At 74.1% G+C, this 18,415-nt stretch carries 17 protein-coding genes and 1 riboswitch; of the genes, 12 read left to right on the forward strand and 5 right to left on the reverse strand.

Features of this window, described 5'->3' with window-relative positions; translation table 11 throughout:
* Positions 1–6 precede the first annotated feature (6 nt).
* Positions 7–186 (reverse strand): hypothetical protein, encoded by a 180-nt coding sequence (locus GOBS_RS10130; RefSeq protein ID WP_041241433.1) that lies wholly within the window; start codon positions 184–186, stop codon positions 7–9.
* A gap of 352 nt (positions 187–538) precedes the next feature.
* Between GOBS_RS10130 and GOBS_RS10135 the strand changes: the two genes are divergently transcribed.
* The 5 genes from GOBS_RS10135 (at position 539) to GOBS_RS10155 (ending at position 5,824) form a co-directional block, all read left to right on the forward strand.
* Positions 539–2,140, forward strand: coding sequence for an ABC-F family ATP-binding cassette domain-containing protein (locus GOBS_RS10135; RefSeq protein WP_012948196.1), 1,602 nt, complete (start codon positions 539–541; stop codon positions 2,138–2,140).
* Positions 2,141–2,337: 197 nt separating this feature from the next.
* Positions 2,338–2,565 (forward strand): helix-turn-helix domain-containing protein, encoded by a 228-nt coding sequence (locus GOBS_RS10140; RefSeq protein WP_012948197.1) that lies wholly within the window; start codon positions 2,338–2,340, stop codon positions 2,563–2,565.
* A 23-nt stretch (positions 2,566–2,588) separates the two neighbouring features.
* Complete coding sequence (locus GOBS_RS10145; protein WP_243697693.1) at positions 2,589–3,338, forward strand: enoyl-CoA hydratase/isomerase family protein; 750 nt, start codon at positions 2,589–2,591, stop codon at positions 3,336–3,338.
* A 79-nt stretch (positions 3,339–3,417) separates the two neighbouring features.
* Complete coding sequence (locus tag GOBS_RS10150; protein ID WP_012948199.1) at positions 3,418–5,316, forward strand: ABC transporter ATP-binding protein; 1,899 nt, start codon at positions 3,418–3,420, stop codon at positions 5,314–5,316.
* Positions 5,317–5,359: 43 nt separating this feature from the next.
* Entirely contained in the window at positions 5,360–5,824 is a 465-nt protein-coding gene (locus GOBS_RS10155; protein ID WP_012948200.1) for an SgcJ/EcaC family oxidoreductase, read from the forward strand.
* A 55-nt stretch (positions 5,825–5,879) separates the two neighbouring features.
* Here GOBS_RS10155 and GOBS_RS10160 read toward each other — a convergent pair whose 3' ends face one another.
* The 4 genes from GOBS_RS10160 to GOBS_RS10175 form a co-directional block, all read right to left on the reverse strand.
* A complete protein-coding gene (locus GOBS_RS10160; RefSeq protein WP_041242123.1) occupies positions 5,880–6,194 on the reverse strand; it encodes a QacE family quaternary ammonium compound efflux SMR transporter in 315 nt (104 codons plus the stop codon).
* Positions 6,195–6,206: 12 nt separating this feature from the next.
* Positions 6,207–6,270: riboswitch (guanidine-III (ykkC-III) riboswitch) on the reverse strand.
* Positions 6,271–6,298: 28 nt separating this feature from the next.
* Positions 6,299–7,015: a sirohydrochlorin chelatase gene (locus GOBS_RS10165; protein ID WP_012948202.1), complete on the reverse strand. Its 717-nt coding sequence runs from the start codon at positions 7,013–7,015 to the stop codon at positions 6,299–6,301.
* 70 nt (positions 7,016–7,085) lie between these two features.
* Positions 7,086–7,847, reverse strand: a complete 762-nt coding sequence (locus GOBS_RS10170; RefSeq protein WP_012948203.1) for an SDR family oxidoreductase — start codon at positions 7,845–7,847, stop codon at positions 7,086–7,088.
* A 10-nt stretch (positions 7,848–7,857) separates the two neighbouring features.
* Positions 7,858–10,704, reverse strand: a complete 2,847-nt coding sequence (locus tag GOBS_RS10175) for an aconitate hydratase (protein WP_012948204.1) — start codon at positions 10,702–10,704, stop codon at positions 7,858–7,860.
* A 229-nt stretch (positions 10,705–10,933) separates the two neighbouring features.
* Between GOBS_RS10175 and GOBS_RS10180 the strand changes: the two genes are divergently transcribed.
* From GOBS_RS10180 to GOBS_RS10210, 7 genes are all read left to right on the forward strand, one after another.
* Entirely contained in the window at positions 10,934–11,668 is a 735-nt protein-coding gene (locus GOBS_RS10180) for an SIR2 family NAD-dependent protein deacylase (RefSeq protein WP_041241434.1), read from the forward strand.
* The gene (locus GOBS_RS10185) at positions 11,665–11,976 is read left to right on the forward strand and encodes a hypothetical protein (RefSeq protein WP_012948206.1); all 312 of its coding nucleotides are present in this window, start codon (positions 11,665–11,667) and stop codon (positions 11,974–11,976) included. The genes GOBS_RS10180 and GOBS_RS10185 overlap by 4 nt, the downstream gene beginning before the upstream one ends.
* Entirely contained in the window at positions 11,973–12,395 is a 423-nt protein-coding gene (locus GOBS_RS10190) for a DUF1772 domain-containing protein (RefSeq protein ID WP_012948207.1), read from the forward strand. The genes GOBS_RS10185 and GOBS_RS10190 overlap by 4 nt, the downstream gene beginning before the upstream one ends.
* Positions 12,396–12,490: 95 nt before the next feature.
* Positions 12,491–14,026, forward strand: coding sequence for an AMP-binding protein (locus tag GOBS_RS10195; RefSeq protein ID WP_012948208.1), 1,536 nt, complete (start codon positions 12,491–12,493; stop codon positions 14,024–14,026).
* A gap of 328 nt (positions 14,027–14,354) precedes the next feature.
* A complete protein-coding gene (locus GOBS_RS10200) occupies positions 14,355–15,698 on the forward strand; it encodes a C40 family peptidase (RefSeq protein ID WP_012948209.1) in 1,344 nt (447 codons plus the stop codon).
* A gap of 369 nt (positions 15,699–16,067) precedes the next feature.
* Positions 16,068–17,366 carry an AAA family ATPase gene (locus GOBS_RS10205; RefSeq protein WP_012948210.1) on the forward strand — a complete coding sequence of 433 codons (1,299 nt, stop codon included), beginning with the start codon at positions 16,068–16,070 and terminating at the stop codon, positions 17,364–17,366.
* Positions 17,363–18,415: a DUF58 domain-containing protein gene (locus GOBS_RS10210; protein WP_012948211.1), complete on the forward strand. Its 1,053-nt coding sequence runs from the start codon at positions 17,363–17,365 to the stop codon at positions 18,413–18,415. Before GOBS_RS10205 ends, GOBS_RS10210 begins: the two co-directional genes overlap by 4 nt.

The raw sequence follows: 18,415 nt of genomic DNA on the forward strand, positions 1-18,415 counted from the left end.
TGCCGGTCAGGACACCGGAGCCCGGGAGGTGCGGGGCCAGCCGGGGTCCCCGCGCAGCAGGAGGGGAACCGCGCCGGCCAGCGTGAGCACGGCCGCCGTCGTCCGTGCACCGGTCGCGGCGGGCGTCGTCGCGATGACGAGCAGTCCGTACACCGCTGCGGCCGGAGCGACCGGGCGCGCCAGCACCTCGATGAGGACCCCGCCGAGGGCGGTACTCGCGGGGTCAGGAGCAGATCGACCGGTGCGGTGAGGAGGACGCCGCCGACCAGGGCGGATCCGGTGTGTGCGGGGCTCCGGCCGCCGTCATCGGTGCGCTGAGGAGCACCACGGGCACGGGCTGGGCGGCCATCAGGGCGAGTGCCACCCCGGAGCTCACGATCGCTCACGGGGCGACTCGTCGGTCGAGGTCGTGGCCGGGATCGTGGCCCGCCGCCGGTCGCCGTGGGAGGCGGACCGCCCGTCTGCGGACAGCGGGCTGCCGCCGACATCACCCGGAACGCGGTCGGGATCGGGCGCCGGAGCGCCTATCCTGGGATCAGTGATCACGACGACCGGCCTCGAGCTGCGCGCCGGGGCCCGCGTCCTCATCGGGAACGCGAACCTCCGCGTGCAGCCCGGCGACCGCATCGGCCTCGTCGGCCGCAACGGCGCCGGCAAGACCACGACCCTCACCACGCTCGCCGGCGAGCGACTGCCGCACGCCGGCAAGGTGGAGGTCACCGGCGAGATCGGCTACCTGCCGCAGGACCCGCGCAGCGGCGACCTCGACACCACCGCGAGCGACCGCGTGCTGTCCGGTCGCGGGCTCGACGTGCTGCGCGCGCAGATGACCAAGGCGCAGGTCGCGATGGCCGAGCCCGCGGACGACGCCGAGCGGGACCGGGCGGTACGCCGCTACGGGCGGCTGGAGGACCAGTTCGCCGCGCTCGGCGGGTACGCCGCGGAGAGCCAGGCGGCGCGCATCTGCACGGCGCTCGGCCTGCCCGACCGCGTGCTGGGGCAGCCGCTGCGCACCCTCTCCGGCGGTCAGCGGCGCCGCGTCGAGCTCGCCCGCATCCTGTTCTCCGACGCCGAGACGCTGCTGCTCGACGAGCCCACCAACCACCTCGACGCCGACTCGATCACCTGGCTCAAGACGTTCCTGGCCGCGCACAAGGGCGGCCTGATCGTCATCAGCCACGACGTCGAGCTGCTGGACGCCGTCGTCAACAAGGTGTGGCACCTCGACGCCAACCGGGCCACGGTCGACATCTACAACCTCGGCTGGAAGCCCTACCTCGCCCAGCGCGAGACCGACGAGCGGCGCCGTCGGCAGGAGCGGGCCAACACCGAGCGCAAGATCGACGCGCTGACCGCGCAGGCGGACAAGATGCGCGCCAAGGCCACCAAGGCCAAGGCCGCGCAGAGCATGGACAAGCGCGCGCAGCGGCTGGCCGGCGGCCTGGAGGAGGTCCGCGTCGCCGACCGGGTGGCCAAGCTGCGGTTCCCCACGCCGGCTCCGTGCGGCCGGACCCCGCTGACCGCCGAGGGGCTGTCGAAGAGCTACGGCTCGCTCGAGGTGTTCACCGACGTCGACCTGGCCGTCGACCGGGGTGCGCGGGTCGTCGTCCTCGGGCTGAACGGCGCCGGGAAGACCACGCTGCTGCGGATGCTGGCCGGCACCGAGGCGCCCGACACCGGCGACGTCAAGCCCGGGCACGGGCTGCGGATCGGCTACTACGCGCAGGAGCACGAGACCCTCGACCACGACCGCTCGCTGCTGGAGAACATGCGCGCGGCCGCCCCGCAGAGCACCGACACCGAGCTGCGCCGGATCCTGGGCGCTTTCCTGTTCTCCGGAGACGCCGCCGACCAGCGGGCGGGCACCCTCTCCGGAGGTGAGAAGACCCGGCTGGCGATGGCCACCCTCGTCGTCTCCGGTGCCAACGTGCTGCTGCTCGACGAGCCGACCAACAACCTCGACCCGGCCAGCCGCGAGCAGGTGCTCGACGCGCTGCGCACCTACGCAGGAGCGATCGTGCTCGTCACCCACGACGAGGGCGCGGTCCGCGCGCTGGACCCGGACAAGGTGATCCTGCTGCCCGACGGCACCGAGGACGCCTGGAGCGAGGACCTCGCCGACCTGGTCGAGCTGGCGTAGTTCCTGCGGTCCTACCGGGCCGCACCGCGGCCGGGTGCCGTCCCGGCCCCGCCGATCTCCTCCTTCGCGTGGCCGGTATCGCCCGTCCGGGTGATCATGAGGACGTGGGACGCCGAGGTCAGCGGGGCCCGGCGCCGACGGGACGAGCAGCCTCGGCGGGCCACGGGTCCGCGACCGGTTGCTGACGGAGGGGAGTCATGGCCGACTCGAGCACCGCGGATCTCGGCAAGGGCAAGCGCATCACCGGAGGCGACCGCACGTCGCTGGCCGACGAGTTGCGCAAGCGCTACGACGGCGGCGAGAGCATCCGCTCGCTGGCGTCGTCGACCAACCGGTCGTACGGCTTCGTGCACCGGCTCCTGTCGGAGTCCGGCGCGAGCCTCCGCAGCCGCGGAGGAGCCAACCGGAACAGCAAGAAGAGTTGAGCGGGGCCGACCACGACGGGTGGGTGAGGACGGCGCGCGACGGCGCCGTCCTCACCGTCACCCTCGACCGGCCCGACCGGCTCAACGCGCAGACCCCCGCCACCTGGGAGGCCCTGGCGGCCGTCGGCAGCTCGCTGGACGACGACGTGCGGGTGGTCGTCGTCCGTGGCGCCGGGCGCTCGTTCTCCGCGGGGCTCGACCGCAGCCTGTTCAGCACCGACCCCGGCACCGCCGGAGGGCTGGGCGAGCTCGGCCGGCTGCCCGCCGAGGAGGCCCAGGAGCGCATCCGCCGATACCAGGCCGGCTTCCGGTGGCTGCGCTCGCCGGGGGTCGTCTCGATCGCCGCGGTGCAGGGCCACGCGATCGGCGCCGGAGCGCAGCTGGCGCTCGCCTGCGACCTGCGGGTGCTCACCGAGGACGCCGACCTGCGGCTGCCCGAGGCGACGCTAGGGCTGGTGCCCGACCTCACCGGCACCAGCACGCTGGTGGAGCTGGTGGGGTACTCCCGGGCGATGGAGCTGTGCCTCACCGGGCGCCCGGTCGGCGCGGCCGAGGCGCAGGCGATCGGGCTGGCCAACGCCGTCGTCCCCGCGGCCGGGCTCGAGGAGGCGGTGGGCGCCCTGGTCACCGCGATCACGGCGGCGCCGGTGGGGGCGAGCCGGGAGACCGCGGCGCTGGTCCGCTCCGCCGTCCGCAACGACCCGGACAGCCAGGACGCCGCCGAGCGGGCCGCGCAGACCCGCCGGCTGACCGAACTGGTCGGCGGGCGCTGAACCGTCGGAGTGGCCTGGCAGGCTCCTGCCGGAACAGCCCGCCCGGCAGGGGTGTTGGCCGGTCGGGAGAGGGGGTGGCATGGACGTGAGCGGTCCCATGACCTCCATGGCGGCGATGCGGTCCTTCCGCCGCGACCCGTCGGTCACCGCGCGGGAGCTGCCCAAGGGCACGGTCCGGCGCATCCTCGGCATCGCCCGGCCCTACCGGCGCGAGCTGACCTGGTTCCTGCTGCTGGTCGTCGGCTCCTCGGTCATCGGCGTGCTCACCCCGCTGCTGGCCGGCCAGATCGTCAACCGCATTGCGAGCCTGGAGGGGACGGCGGCCGACATCGTCCGCATCGCGCTGTTCATCGCCGGCCTGGCGGTGGTCGACGCGGGCATCTCGCTGGCCACCCGCTGGTTCTCCGCGCGGATCGGCGAGGGCGTCATCTACGACCTGCGCAGCCGGGTGTTCGAGCACGTGCAGCGGATGCCGGTCGCCTTCTTCACCCGCACCCAGACCGGCGCGCTGGTCAGCCGGCTGAACAACGACGTCATCGGCGCCCAGCAGGCGTTCACCTCGACGCTGTCCGGGGTGCTCTCCAACGTGATCGGCCTGGTGCTCACCGCCGCGGTGATGTTCTCGCTCTCCTGGCAGATCACCGTCCTGTCGCTGGTGCTGGTGCCGGTGTTCGTGCTGCCCGCCCGGCGGATCGGCCGGCGGCTGCAGGAGATCACCCGGGAGTCCTACGGGCTCAACGCCTCGATGAACGCCTCGATGACCGAGCGGTTCAACGTCGCCGGCGCGCTGCTGGTCAAGCTGTTCGGCCGGCCCGAGGTGGAGGCCGAGGGCTTCCGCGGCCGGGCCGCGCGCGTGCGCGACATCGGCGTGCTGTCGGCCATGTACGGGCGCACCTTCTTCACCGCGCTGACCCTCGTCGCGGCGCTGGCCACCGCGCTGGTCTACGGCCTCGGCGGCTGGTTGGCCTTCACCGGGTCGCTGAGCCCCGGTGACGTCGTGGCGCTGGCGCTGCTGCTCTCCCGCCTGTACGGCCCGCTGACCGCGCTGTCCAACGTCCGGGTCGACGTGATGAGCGCGATGGTGAGCTTCGACCGGGTCTTCGAGGTGCTCGACCTGCGGCCGATGATCCGCGAGGAGCCCGACGCGGTCCCGGTGCCCGCCGACGACCGGTCGATCGAGTTCGACTCCGTGTCCTTCAGCTACCCGTCGGCCGTGGACGTCTCGCTACCGTCACTGGAGGACGTGTCGCTGCCGGAGCACGGCGGGCCGACGGCGGTGCTGCACGACGTCTCCTTCCGCGTCGAGCCCGGTCAGCTCGTCGCGCTGGTCGGGCACTCCGGCGCGGGCAAGTCGACGATCGCCAACCTCGTACCGCGGCTGTACGACGCGACCAGCGGCACGGTGCGCGTCGGCGGGGTCGACGTCCGGCGCGTCACCCTGGCCTCGCTGCGCGACACGATCGGTGTGGTCAGCCAGGACGCGCACCTGTTCCACGACACCATCCGCGCCAACCTGGTCTACGCCCGGCCGGAGGCCACCGAGGACGAGCTGTGGGAGGCGCTCTCCGGCGCCCGGATCGCCGGGCTGGTCCGGTCGCTGCCCGACGGCCTGGACACCGTGGTCGGCGACCGCGGCTACCGGATGTCCGGCGGCGAGAAGCAGCGACTGGCCATCGCCCGCGTGCTGCTCAAGGCGCCGGGCATCGTGATCCTCGACGAGGCCACCGCGCACCTGGACAGCGAGTCCGAGGTGGCGGTGCAGCACGCGCTGGACACCGCGCTGAGCGGCCGGACGTCGCTGGTCATCGCGCACCGGCTGTCCACGATCCGCAGCGCCGACCAGATCCTCGTGGTCGACGGCGGTCGCATCGTGGAGTCAGGCACACACGAGGAGTTGCTGGCGCTCGGCGGCCGGTACGCGGACCTCTACCGCACCCAGTTCACCGTCGGCGAGGGGCGGACGGTCGGCGCGGCGTGACCACTACCGTTCCTCCTGTCCCAGCAACGCAGGAGGAGCCAGCGTGACGTCCGCGCACCCGTACGACGCCCAGATCCGTGCGCTCTACGCCCAGTTCCTCGACGGGTGGAACCGGCGCAGCGGCGCCGCGGTCGCAGCCGCCTTCGCCGACGACGGGGACATCATCGGGTACGACGGCACGCACCACCACGGGCGGCTGGCCATCGCCGCCGACTTCCGGCAGATCTTCGCCAGCCACCAGACGGCCACCTACATCGCGGTGATCCGGTCCGTGCGGCCGGTGGCGCCGGGCGTCGCGGTGCTGCTGGCCCACGCCGGGATGATCCCGCCCGGGGACAACGACATCCACCCGCGCTACCACACGGTCCACACGGTGATCGCGGTCGACGAGGGAGCCGGACGCTGGCGGATCTCCCTGCTCCAGGCCACTCCCGCGGCCTGGCACCAGCACCCCGAGGCCCGCGAGGCCCTGACCCAGGAGCTGCGGGGACTGCTCGCACCCCAGTGACCTGCGGTTCTCGCTCCCCGGTACAGCGACTGCAGGAACCGGTACCGGGACCCCTTCAGTGCAGGACCTTGAGCCCCACGACGCAGCCGACGATCCCGGCGAGCAGCAGCAGCTTCACCGGGGACACGGTCTCCTCGCCCGTCACCATGGCGATGGCGACGGTCAGCACCGCGCCGATGCCCACCCACACCGCGTACGCCGTCCCGACGGGCAGCTCGCGCATCGCGTAGGCCAGCCCCACCATGCTGAGGACCAGGGCGACGCCGAACACCACCGACGGGACGAGGCGGCTGAACCCCTCGGAACGGCCCAGCGCGGTGGCCCACACGGCCTCCAGCACACCGGACAGGACGAGCACGAGCCACGACACGACGGCCTCCACAGGCGCCGTCTTGTCGCTGTCCGGGTACGGCACCGCTCGTCCGGGGGCCGGGAGGCGGCCCGACGCCATGGTCCCAGCACTTGTACGGGGTGTCAGGTGGACCAGGCGGAGACCACGGCGTCGTAGCGGTCGAGCAGGACGGCGGCGATGCGGTCGTCGGGCAGCAGCGGAGCGGTGACCGTGTCCGCGCCGGCCCCGCCGAGCTTGTCGTGGAAGTGGCCCGGCGCCAGCAGGTAGGCGGCGAGGACGACCTGCCGGGCGCCGGCGGCGCGGGCCGCGGCGACCGCGTCGGGCACCGGCGGCTGCGCGGCGGAGCCGTAGCCGGTGCTCACCGGGCCGGTCCAGCGCCCCTGCAGCGCGGCCGCCGTCGCGTCGACGTCGGCGACCGAGCGCGGGTCGCTGGAGCCCGCGGCGGCGAGCACCACGGCCGTGGCCGGGTCGTGCGGGTCGGCGCCGGCGGCGACCAGCCGGTCGTGCAGGACGGCGACCAGCCGGGGGTCGGGGCCCAGCGGTCGGGCGGCGCGGGCCTCGTCGTGCTCGCGCACGGCCCGGGCGATGTCCACGTGCACGTGGTAGCCGCCGGAGAGCAGCAGCGGGACGACGACCGAGGGGCGCCCGCCGTCGGCCAGGCCCGCGACGACGTCGGCCACCGTGGGCGGCTGCACGTCGACGAACGCGGCGGTGGTCACCAGGCCGGGGCGCAGGTCGCGCGCGACGAGGGCCAGTTCGGCGATCAGCCGCCGACCGGTGGGGTTGCGGGTGCCGTGCGCGCAGGCCACCAGCACGGGCGCATCGGTCACGGTGTCCATGGGTTCGCCTCCGTGCCCGTTCCGCTTCTCGCTCGCTGGCGCTCGCTGCGGTGCTCACGCCCACGTCTGCTCACGGCGTCCTCAGCCGGCCACCGTCGACGGCGACGCTGGTACCGGTGACGTAGGAGGCGGCGGGGGAGAGCAGGAAGGCGGCCACCCGGCCGAACTCGGCGGGCTCGCCGACCCGGCCCAGCGGGATGCCGGCCTCGGCGTCGGAGCGGGCGCGCGCCGGGTCGCCGGAGGCGTCCTCGCGCCCGACGACCAGCTCGGTGGCGAAGGTGCCCGGCAGCAGCCCGACCACCCTGATCCCGCGGGGGGCCAGCTCGTCGGCCAGCTGCTTGGCGGTCATCGCCAGGCCGGGGCGCAGGCCGTTGGAGACGGCCAGTCCCGGCAGCGGGGAGCGGGCGGAGGTGGAGAGCACGAAGCCGATCGCCGCGCCCTCGCCGAGATGGGGAACCAGCGCCCGGACCAGCCGGAGCGGGCCGAGCAGCACGCTCTCCACGCCGTCCCGCCAGGCGTCCTCGGCGGTGTCCAGCACGGTGCCCGGCTCCGGGCCGCCGACGCTGAGCAGCGCGCCGTCCACCCGGCCGAGGCGGTCGAGGGCGGCCGCGACGAGGCGCTCCGCGGCGTCGGGGTCGGTGAGGTCGGCGGCGAGGCCGGACGCCGTCGGCGCTCCGCCCAGCGCGGCGACGGCGACGTCCACGGCCCCCGCCGAACGCGCGTTGACCAGCACGCGCGCCCCGTCGGCGACCAGGGCCTGGGCCGCCGCGAACCCCAACCCCCGGCTCGCGCCGGTGACCAGGTATCCGCGGCCGCCCAGGCCCAGGTCCATGCGGTGTGCGTCAGCCGCGCAGCGAGCGCAGCACGTACTGCATGATCCCGCCGTTGCGGTAGTAGTTCGCCTCGCCGGGGGTGTCGATCCGGACGGTGGCGTCGAACTCGACGTCCCCGGCCCGCACCTTCACCGTGCGCGGCGTCTCGCCGTCGTTGAGCGCGGTGATCCCGGTGATGGTGAACTCCTCGTCGCCGGTCAGGCCGAGGGACGCCCGGTCCTGGCCCGCCGGGAACTGCAGCGGCAGCACGCCCATGCCGATGAGGTTGGAGCGGTGGATCCGCTCGTAGCTCTCGGCGATGACCGCCTTCACGCCCAGCAGTGCCGTCCCCTTGGCCGCCCAGTCGCGCGACGAGCCCGAGCCGTACTCCTTGCCGGCGAGCACGACCAGCGGGATGCCCTGCTCCTGGTAGGCCTGCGAGGCCTCGTAGATCGACGTGGTCTCGCCCGTCAGGTGGTTCTTGGTGACCCCACCCTCGGTGCCGGGCACCAGCTGGTTGCGCAGCCGGATGTTGGCGAAGGTGCCGCGGATCATCACCTCGTGGTTCCCGCGCCGGGAGCCGTAGGAGTTGAAGTCCCGCCGCTCCACGCCGTGCTCGCGCAGGTACTGCCCGGCCGGGCTGTCGGCCTTGATCGAACCGGCCGGCGAGATGTGGTCGGTGGTCACCGAGTCACCGAGCACGGCCAGGGTGCGGGCGCCGGTGATGTCCTGCACCGGGGTCGGCTCGGCCGGCATGCCCTCGAAGTACGGGGGACGCCGGACGTAGGTGCTCTCCGGGTCCCAGGCGAAGGTGTCACCGGTCGGCGTGGGCAGGTTCTGCCACTGCTCGGTGCCGGCGAAGACGTCCTCGTAGCTGCGACCGAACTGCTCGGCGGAGACGGCGTGGTCGATGACCCGCTGGACCTCCTGCGGCGAGGGCCAGATGTCGCGCAGGAAGACGTCGTTGCCGTCGGCGTCCTGGCCCAGGGGGTCGTTGTTCAGGTCGACGTCCATGGAGCCGGCCAGGGCGTAGGCGATGACCAACGGCGGCGACGCCAGGTAGTTCATCTTGACGTCGGGGTTGATCCGGCCCTCGAAGTTGCGGTTGCCCGACAGCACCGAGACGACGGCGAGGTCGGCCTCGTTGACCGCCTGGCTGACCGGCTCGGGGAGTGGGCCGGAGTTGCCGATGCAGGTGGTGCAGCCGTAGCCGACCAGGTAGAAGCCGAGCTTCTCCAGGTACGGGGTGAGCTCGGCCTTCTCGTAGTAGTCCATGACGACCTTGGACCCGGGGGCCAGCGTCGTCTTCACCCACGGCTTGCTGGTCAGGCCGCGCTCGACGGCGTTCTTGGCCAGCAGGGCCGCGCCGATCATGACCTGCGGGTTCGAGGTGTTGGTGCAGGAGGTGATCGCGGCGATCACCACGTGGCCGTGGTCGACGAAGGTCTCGGTGCCGTCCTCCATGACGACCTTCGTCCGCTTGGAGGGGCGCTCGGCCACGGGGGCGTGGTCGTAGTGGTGCGGCTGTCCCTCGGCCCCGTTGCCGTGCTCGGACGGGGCGGCCGGGTCCGAGGCCGGGAAGGACTCCGCCGACGCCTCGTCGACCGACGACTCGACGCCGAACGGCTTCTCCTGTGCAGGGACGCCGGGCTTGCGGTCGTCGCCACCGGTCTGGTCGGCCTGGACGTAGTCGGCCAGCGCGGCGCGGAAGGCGGGCTTGGCCTCGGTGATGGCGACGCGGTCCTGCGGCCGCTTGGGGCCGGCGATCGACGGGACGACGGTGGCGAGGTCGAGCTCCAGGTACTCGGAGAACGCCGGCTCGCGCGACGGGTCGTGCCAGAGGCCCTGCTCCTTGGCGTAGGCCTCGACGAGCGCCACCTGCTCCTGGCTGCGGCCGGTCAGCTGCAGGTAGGTGATGGTCTCCTGGTCGATGGGGAACATCGCCGCGGTCGAGCCGAACTCCGGGCTCATGTTGCCGATCGTGGCGCGGTTGGCCAGCGGTACGGCCGAGACGCCCTCGCCGTAGAACTCGACGAACTTCCCCACCACGCCGTGCTGGCGCAGCATCTCGGTGATGGTGAGCACCAGGTCGGTGGCGGTGGCGCCGTCGGGCAGCTCGCCGGTGAGCTTGAAGCCCACGACCCGCGGGATGAGCATCGACACCGGCTGGCCGAGCATCGCCGCCTCGGCCTCGATGCCGCCGACGCCCCAGCCCAGCACGCCCAGGCCGTTGACCATCGTGGTGTGCGAGTCGGTGCCCACGCAGGTGTCGGGGTAGGCGACCACGCGGTCGTTCTCCTGGCGCGGGAAGACCACGCGGGCCAGGTGCTCGATGTTGACCTGGTGGACGATGCCGGTGCCCGGGGGGACGACCTTGAAGTCGCTGAAGGCGCCCTGGCCCCAGCGGAGGAACTGGTAGCGCTCGCCGTTGCGCTGGTACTCGATCTCGACGTTGCGCTCGAAGGACTCCGGCGTGCCGAAGACGTCGGCGATGACGGAGTGGTCGATGACCAGCTCGGCGGGCGCCAGCGGGTTGATCTTCTGCGGGTCGCCGCCGATCTCGGCCATGGCCTCGCGCATGGTGGCCAGGTCGACGATGCACGGGACGCCGGTGAAGTCCTGCATCACCACCCGGGCCGGGGTGAACTGGATCTCCTGGTCGGGCTCGGCGTTCGGGTCCCAGTTCGCGATCGCCCGGACGTGGTCGGCGGTGATGTCCGCGCCGTCCTCCGTGCGGAGCAGGTTCTCGAGGAGGACCTTGAGGCTGAAGGGCAGCTTCTCGGAGCCCTCCACCGCGTCGAGCCGGTAGATGTCGTAGTCGGTGCCGTCGACGCTCAGCGTCGCCCGCGCTCCGAAGCTGTCCTTGCTGGCTACCACTTCTCTGCGCCTACCCCTCAGCTGGTCCGTCGCGCTGCTGCCTGCCACCCCGCATCATCCCAGGAGCCCGCCATCCTGCAGAGGTGAGGCGACCCTTCCTCGCCTCGAAGGGCTCCCGGTGATCAGGTGAGCTGGTCGTTCCGGCTCCTCCCTCACCACCGGTCGCGAGGCAGGAGCCGGAACGGTGAACGAAGCTGATCGTCGGAGGAGGGGCTCCTACGGTGGAGGCGTGACGCTCCCCGGCTGGCTGGCCGACGCCCGGCGGGTGACCGTGCTCACCGGCGCGGGCATCTCCACCGACAGCGGCATCCCCGACTACCGCGGGCCCGACGGCGTGTGGACCAGGGACCCGGACGCCGAGAAGCTCGTGACGCTGTCCTACTACGTGGCCGACCCCGACATCCGCCGCCGGGCGTGGCTGATGCGTCGCGACACCGCGCCCGACGCCCGCCCCAACGCCGGTCACCGGGCGCTGGTCGAACTGGAGCGGCAGGGCCGGCTGCGGGCGCTGCTCACCCAGAACGTCGACGGGCTGCACCAGGCGGCCGGGTCCTCGCCCGAGCTGGTGCTGGAGCTGCACGGCACGGTGCACGCCGTCGAGTGCCTGGCCTGCGGGGACCGGACGACGATGGCCGAGGCGCTCGCCCGCGTCGACGCCGGGGAACCGGACCCGGCCTGCCGGGACTGCGGTGGCATCCTCAAGTCCGCGACGGTCAGCTTCGGCCAGGCGCTCGACCCGGCGGTCGTCGAGGCCGCCGCGGAGGCGGCGACCGACTGCGACGTCTTCCTCGCCGTCGGCACCTCGCTGACCGTGCACCCGGCGGCCGGGCTGACCGACCTGGCCAAGCAGTCCGGTGCGCGGGTCGTGGTCGTCAACGCCGAGCCGACCCCCTACGATTTCGTCGCCGACCTGGTCGTGCGCGAGCTGATCGGGACGTCGCTGCCCCGGCTGCTGGCGCCGTGACTCGCGACGAGCTCTACGCCCGCTACCGGCAGCTGGTGGACGACGAGCTCCCCCGGCGGGCGCGGGCCGGCCGCTGGGTGGTCACCGCCGACCACTGCTTCGGGCGGATCCTGCTCGACCACGCCGTCGGCGGGCGCTGGTACGACGTCCTGGACCGGCGCCGCTCGCCGGCCTCCGGGCAGCTCGACGACGACCAGCTGGCCGCCGCCGTGGCGCTCGCCGAGCGGGTGCTCGCCGAGGGGGACCCGCTGCTGCGCGCGCTCGACGCGCAGAGCCTTGCCTGGCGCGGTAAGCGACCGAAGAGGTGACCCTGCTGGCCGTCCACCTGGCGCTGACCGCGGCCTACGCCGGCTTCCAGTGGACGGTGCGGGCGCTGGTCTACCCGCAGTTCGCGCTCGTCCCGCCGGCGGACTTCCCGGCCTACGAGCGCCGCCACCAGCAGCGGATCACCTGGGTGGTGGGCCCGCTGTTCGCCGGCCAGGGCGTCACGACGCTGTGGCTGCTCGCCGACCGGCCCGGAGGGACGCCGCTGCCGCCGGTCCTCCTGGGCGCCGCGTGCCTCGCCGTCGTCCTGGCGGTCACCGCGATGGGCGCCGTCCCGCTGCACCGCCGGCTGGAGGAGGCCTGGGACGACGCGGCGCACCGGAGGCTGCTGCGGGTCGACTCCGTGCGAGGGGTCGTCGCGACGGCGGGGACCGGCGCCGCACTCTGGGCACTGCTGGGCTGAGCCGGGACACACCGGACCGGGACCGGCCGCTAGCGTGACGGGCACCACGTCGAGCGGCCGGCCGGCTGGTCGGCCCGAGGACCCGGGAGCTCCGCATGCGCGTGCCCTTGACCACCCGAGACTTCCTCGACCGAGCCGAGCTGGTCTACGGCGACCGGGTCGGCATCGTGGACGAGCCGAACCAGCCCGCCCCCTCGCTCGGCGAGCTCACCTACCGGGAGATCGCCCGGCGCGGGCGGGCGCTGCAGGCCGGGCTGGACGCGCTCGGCGTGGGGGAGGGCGAGCGGATCGCCGTCGTCAGCCACAACGCCGGCCGGCTGCTGGAGTGCCTGCTGTCGCTGCCGTCGTCCGGGCGGGTCGTCGTCCCGGTGAACTTCCGGCTGCAGCCGGACGAGGTGAGCTACATCGTCGGGCACAGCGGCGCCCGGGTCCTCTTCGTCGACCCGGAGCTCGAGGCCTCGCTCAAGCGGGTGGAGGCCGAGCACCGGTTCAGCACCGGCGAGGAGTACGAGCAGCTGTTGCGCTTCGACACCGAGCCGGTGCCGTGGTCCGAGCCCGACGAGGACGCCACCGCCACGATCAACTACACCAGCGGGACGACGGCGCGGCCCAAGGGCGTGCAGATGACCCACCGCAACGAGTGGGTCAACGCGGTCACCTTCGCCATGCACATGCAGCTCAGCGACCGCGACGTCTACATGCACACGCTGCCGATGTTCCACTGCAACGGCTGGGGCCTGCCCTACAGCACGGCCGGCGTCGGCGCCCGCCAGGTGGTGCTGCGCAAGGTCGACGGCGCGGAGATCCTGCGGCGGGTCGAGCAGCACGGCGTGACCGTCATGGCCGGGGCGCCGGCGGTGTGGAACGCCGTCCTGGACGCCGCGGCCGACTGGGACGGCGAGGTCCCCGGCCGGGACCGGGTGCGGATCATCGTGGCCGGCGCGCCGCCGCCGTCGAAGACGATCGCGCGGGTCGAGGCCGAGCTGGGCTGGGAGTTCAACCAGATCTACGGCCTCACCGAGACCGCGCCGCTGATCACCATCAACCGGCCGCGCGCCGAGTACGACGACCTGGAGCCGGAGGAGCGGGCCAAGCGGCTCTCACGCGCCGGGGTGCCGGCGCTGGGCACCCGGCTGCAGGTCAGCGACTCCGGCGAGATCCTCGCCCAGGGCAACACGGTGCTGGCCGGCTACTGGCAGAACCCCGACGCCTCGGCCGAGGCCCTCGAAGGGGGCTGGTTCCACACCGGGGACGGCGGCAGCATCGACGACGGCGGCTACCTCACCATCTCCGACCGCAAGAAGGACGTGATCATCACCGGCGGTGAGAACGTCTCGTCGATCGAGGTCGAGGACGCCGTCTTCAGCCACCCGGCGGTCGCGGAGGTCGCGGTCATCGGCGCCCCGGACGAGAAGTGGGGCGAGATGGTGACCGCCGTGGTGGTCGTCGCCGAGGGCCAGCAGGTCACCGCCGAGGAGATCGTCGCCCACTGCCGGGGCCGGATCGCCGGGTACAAGATCCCCAAGCGCGTGGAGTTCCGTGACGAGCTCGCCCGCACCGCCACCGGCAAGATCCAGAAGTTCAAGCTGCGCGAGGCCTTCTGGTCGGACGCCGACCGCCAGGTGAACTGAGGAGGACCACCCTTCCCCCCACGCCTCGCGGGCTCGGACCAGGCCCCGTCCAGCGGCTCGCCGCGAGCGTGCGAGGGGTGCGGGGGACAGGGTCCTCCTACCTGGAGGGTGGCCGTTCCAGCACCTCACCCGGCCGGCGCGGGACGCTGCAGAGGGGCGCCGTCCTCCCGACCCGTCGCAGACCGGGGCCTGCCTCTGACACCCCAGTTCCGGCGGTGGCCTCCCCCCATGGGGGGAGTGTCCGCTCAACCGCTTCCCTGATCTTGTCGTTCCGGCACCGGAGTGCGCATCCGGGCGCCGGTCGACGAGGTCGTGAGGAAGGTCGGACGTGGGCAGGACGGACGAGCGGGAGAGCCATCCGAGGCGTTCCGGGTGGCTGCTGCGCGGAGCCGGGACGGCGGTCACCGCCCTGGTCCTGGCCGGCCTGGTGCCCGGGACGGCCGTGGCCGCTCCCGGGGACGACCAGGTGGCCGCGGCCCAGGCCGAGCGGGACGTCGCGGCCGCGCGCGTCGGCGAGATCGGCGCGCAGCTGGCGGCGGCCCAGGAGCGGGTGGACGCCGCCCGTCGGGGTGCGCAGATCGCGCTGCAGGAGTACGAGGTGCGCCGCGCCGCCCAGGAGGAGGCGCGGGCCACCGCCGACGCCGCCGCCGCGGCCGCCGAGCGGGCCGCCGCCGAGCTGCGCCGCGGCCGCGACCAGGTGGTCGCCTTCGCGCGGTCGAGCTACATGCAGGGCAGCACGAGCCCGGGGGCGGCCGCGCTGGTCACCGCCGAGGGGCCCGCGCAGCTGGTGCAGCGGGCCGCGCTGCTGGAGGCCGCGGGCGGCCACCGGGCCGACGTCGTCGCCGAGCTGACCGTCCTGGAGCAGGAGGCCGCTGCTGCCGACGACGCCGCGCAGGTCGCGGTGCAGGCGGCCGGTGCGGCCGAGGCCGCGGCGGCGGAGTCCCTGGCCAGTGCGCAGTCGCAGGAGGTCTCGGCGCGGGCCCAGGCCGCCGAGCTCGCCGACCGGCGCGAGGTGCTGGAGGCCGAGCTCGCGGAGGCCCAGGAGGTGCTCTACGGCGCCCAGGGTGCGGCGGCCGCGGCTGCTGCCGCAGAGGCCGCGGCGGGGGCGGCGCAGGCCCACCCGCCGGTGGCTCCGCCCGTGCAGAGCAGTTCGTCCCCCCGGTCCTCGTCGAGCACCTCGTCGTCCGGTTCGTCCTCGTCGTCCTCCGGCGGTGGGGCGCCGACCGGCACCGGCACCACGGCCGGCGCGCCGACGGGGTCGGTGGTGGACCGGGCCATCGCGGCGGCCGTGAGCCAGCGCGGGCTGCCCTACAGCTGGGGTGGCGGCAACGGCAACGGCCCGACCTACGGCATCCCGCCGGACACGGCGATCTACGGCTTCGACTGCTCGGGGCTGACCGAGTACGCCTACGCGCAGGCCGGCATCCGGATCGGTGGCACCAGCCGCGAGCAGTACTGGCGCTTCCGCGACCGGACCGTGGCCGCCGACGACCTGCAGCCCGGGGACCTGGTGTTCTGGGGCGAGACCGCGGACTACACGTCGATCTACCACGTGGCGCTCTACATCGGCGGCGGCCAGGTGGTCCAGGCACCGCAGAGCGGGGACGTCGTGCGGATCTCGTCGATGTGGTTCGGCAGCGACTACTACGGCGCGGTGCGGCCTACGGCCTGACGAAGGACCACCCTCCCCCCACGCCTCGCGAGCTCGGCGCGGGCCCCTGAAGGGTGGCCGTTCCAGCACGTCGACGGGGCCGAGACGAACGAGATGGCCCGAGACGTGGGGCGTCGGGCAGCCACGGGGGGAGCTGCCCGACGCAGCACCGAGGCTAGCAGTCAGCGGAGCCTGCAGGCAGGGCTGCGCACGCGGTGCACGGACGGCTGGTGTCGGCCACTCTGGGTGTCCGGTCGGCTCGCCCGCGTGCGCGCCCGGCTGCTCTCCAGGAACGTGTAGGACACTGGCGGGGACGGGCACGCCGTCCGTCGCCGGCCTCGCGGTGCCCCCTGGGGCCGAGGCCGTGGACCGGCACGATCAGGGAGTTCCGTGAGCAGCGCCGCCAGCACCTCGCTCCAGCAGTCCGGCGGGCAGCCGGTCCCGCCGTCGGTCGACGCCGCCCACCTGGAGCGGGTGCTGTTCGAGATCAAGCGGGTCATCGTCGGCCAGGACCGGTTGGTCGAGCGGATGCTCGTCTCGCTGCTGGCCCGTGGGCACGTGCTGCTCGAGGGCGTCCCCGGCGTCGCCAAGACCCTCGCCGTGCAGACGCTGGCCACCGTCGTGGGTGGCCGCTTCGCCCGTCTCCAGTTCACCCCCGACCTGGTGCCGGCCGACATCATCGGCACCCGCATCTACAAGGCCGGGCAGGACGCCTTCGACACCGAGCTCGGCCCGGTGTTCGCCAACTTCGTGCTCACCGACGAGATCAACCGCGCGCCGGCGAAGGTGCAGTCGGCGCTGCTGGAGGTCATGGCCGAGCGCCAGGTGTCCATCGGCGGCGTCACCCACCCGCTGCCGGACCCCTTCCTCGTGCTGGCCACGCAGAACCCGATCGAGTCCGAGGGCGTCTACCCGCTGCCCGAGGCCCAGCGCGACCGCTTCCTCATGAAGGTGCTCGTCGACTACCCGAGCCCGGAGGAGGAGCGGGAGATCATCTACCGGATGGGCTCGACGCCGCCGGTGGCCGAGACCGTCCTCGGGCCCGACGACCTGATCCGCATGCAGCGCACCGCCTCCCAGGTGTTCGTGCACCACGCGCTCGTCGACTACGTCGTCCGGCTGGTGGTCGCCACCCGCGCGCCGCGCGAGCACGGCATGGACGACGTCGCCTCGTGGGTGTCCTACGGCGCCAGCCCACGCGCCTCCCTGGGGCTGATCGCCGCCAGCCGGGCGCTGGCGCTGGTCCGCGGCCGCGACTACGTGCTGCCGCAGGACGTCCTCGACGTCACCGCCGACGTGCTGCGCCACCGGCTGGTGCTCTCCTACGACGCGCTGGCCGACGGCGTGCCCGCCGACCACGTGGTCAAGCGCATCCTGCAGACCGTGCCGCTGCCGCAGGTGGCCCCGCGCCAGCGCTCCGGCGGCTTCGGCCCGGGCAGCCCCGGCGGGCCGTCGGTGCCGACCGCGCCGCCGTTCGGCGCGCCGCAGTTCGGCCCGCCCGGACCGCAGTACGGCCCACCCGGCCAGCCCTTCGGCGGCCCCGGGATGCCCGCTCCCGGTCAGCCCGGCCAGCCCGGTCCCGTGCCGGCCGGCGGGCCGTTCGGCGGTCCGGGTGAGCCGGGCCCGGCGCCGCAGGGTCGGCCGGACGTGTCCGTCAACGGCGCCGACCGCGGGTCCTCGCCGGCGTGAGACTGCGTCGCCGGTCCGGCGGCGCCGCGGCCCCGGAACAGGCCGGCCCAGCACCCACCCCTGGCTCCGGCATCGACCCGGGCGCCGGCGGCCATGCCGTGACGCCCGGGTCCGGTGGGGCCCCGCCGCGCTTCGCCGAGGGCCCGGCCGACGTCCTGCTGCAGCGGCTGGAGCTCACCGTGCGGCGCCGGCTCGACGGGCTGCTGCAGGGCGACCACCTGGGGCTGGTCCCGGGCTCGGGCACGGAGGCCGGCGACTCGCGGAGCTACCACCCCGGTGACGACGTCCGGCGGATGGACTGGCCGGTGACCGCCCGCACCCAGGTGCCGCACGTCCGCGAGACGATCGCCGACCGCGAGCTGGAGACCTGGGCGGTGGTGGACCTCTCCGCGAGCCTGGACTTCGGCACCGCGGCCTGCACCAAGCGGGACCTGGCGATCGCGGGGCTGGCCGCGGTCAGCCACCTGACCGTCCACGGCGGCAACCGGCTGGGCGCCGTCGTCACCACCGGCGAGCGGGTCGACCGGTACCCGGCCACGGCCGGCCGGCTGGCCGCCGACCGGCTGCTGCGGGCCGTCGTCGCGACCCCGCGGGCCGAGGGCGGACGCCGCGGCGACCTCGCCGCCGCGCTGGAGTCGCTGCGCCGGCCGCCGCGCCGCCGCGGCCTGGTCGTCGTCGTGTCGGACTTCCTGGGCTCCGACGCGTCGGGGTTCCCCGACTGGGAGCGCCCGCTGCGGGGTCTGCGGGCCCGGCACGAGCTGCTGGCCATCGAGGTCGTCGACCCGCGCGAGCTGGAGCTGCCCGACGTCGGCCTGCTCACCGTCGTCGACCCCGAGAGCGGCCAGACCCTCGAGGTGCCCACCGGCGACGCCGCCTTCCGGACCCGCTTCGCGGAGGGCGCCGCGGCCCAGCGGCGGGCCATCGCCGCCGCCCTGCGCCGCGCCGGCGCCGGGCACCTGCAGTTGCGCACGGACCGCGACTGGCTCATGGACGTCGTCAGGTTCGTCGCGGACCGGCGACGGGCGGGCTCCGGAGGCGCGTCCCGATGA

The organism is Geodermatophilus obscurus DSM 43160 (genome assembly GCF_000025345.1).
GTDB classification, from domain to species: Bacteria; Actinomycetota; Actinomycetes; order Mycobacteriales; family Geodermatophilaceae; genus Geodermatophilus; species Geodermatophilus obscurus.

Bases quoted from the DNA above. Each gene is read 5' to 3' on its own strand.
- GOBS_RS10140 (WP_012948197.1), top strand. From the start codon at position 2,338: ATGGCCGACTCGAGCACCGCGGATCTCGGCAAGGGCAAGCGCATCACC.
- GOBS_RS10150 (WP_012948199.1), top strand. From the start codon at position 3,418: ATGGACGTGAGCGGTCCCATGACCTCCATGGCGGCGATGCGGTCCTTC.
- GOBS_RS10165 (WP_012948202.1), bottom strand. From the start codon at position 7,015: ATGGACACCGTGACCGATGCGCCCGTGCTGGTGGCCTGCGCGCACGGC.
- GOBS_RS10170 (WP_012948203.1), bottom strand. From the start codon at position 7,847: ATGGACCTGGGCCTGGGCGGCCGCGGATACCTGGTCACCGGCGCGAGC.
- GOBS_RS10195 (WP_012948208.1), top strand. From the start codon at position 12,491: ATGCGCGTGCCCTTGACCACCCGAGACTTCCTCGACCGAGCCGAGCTG.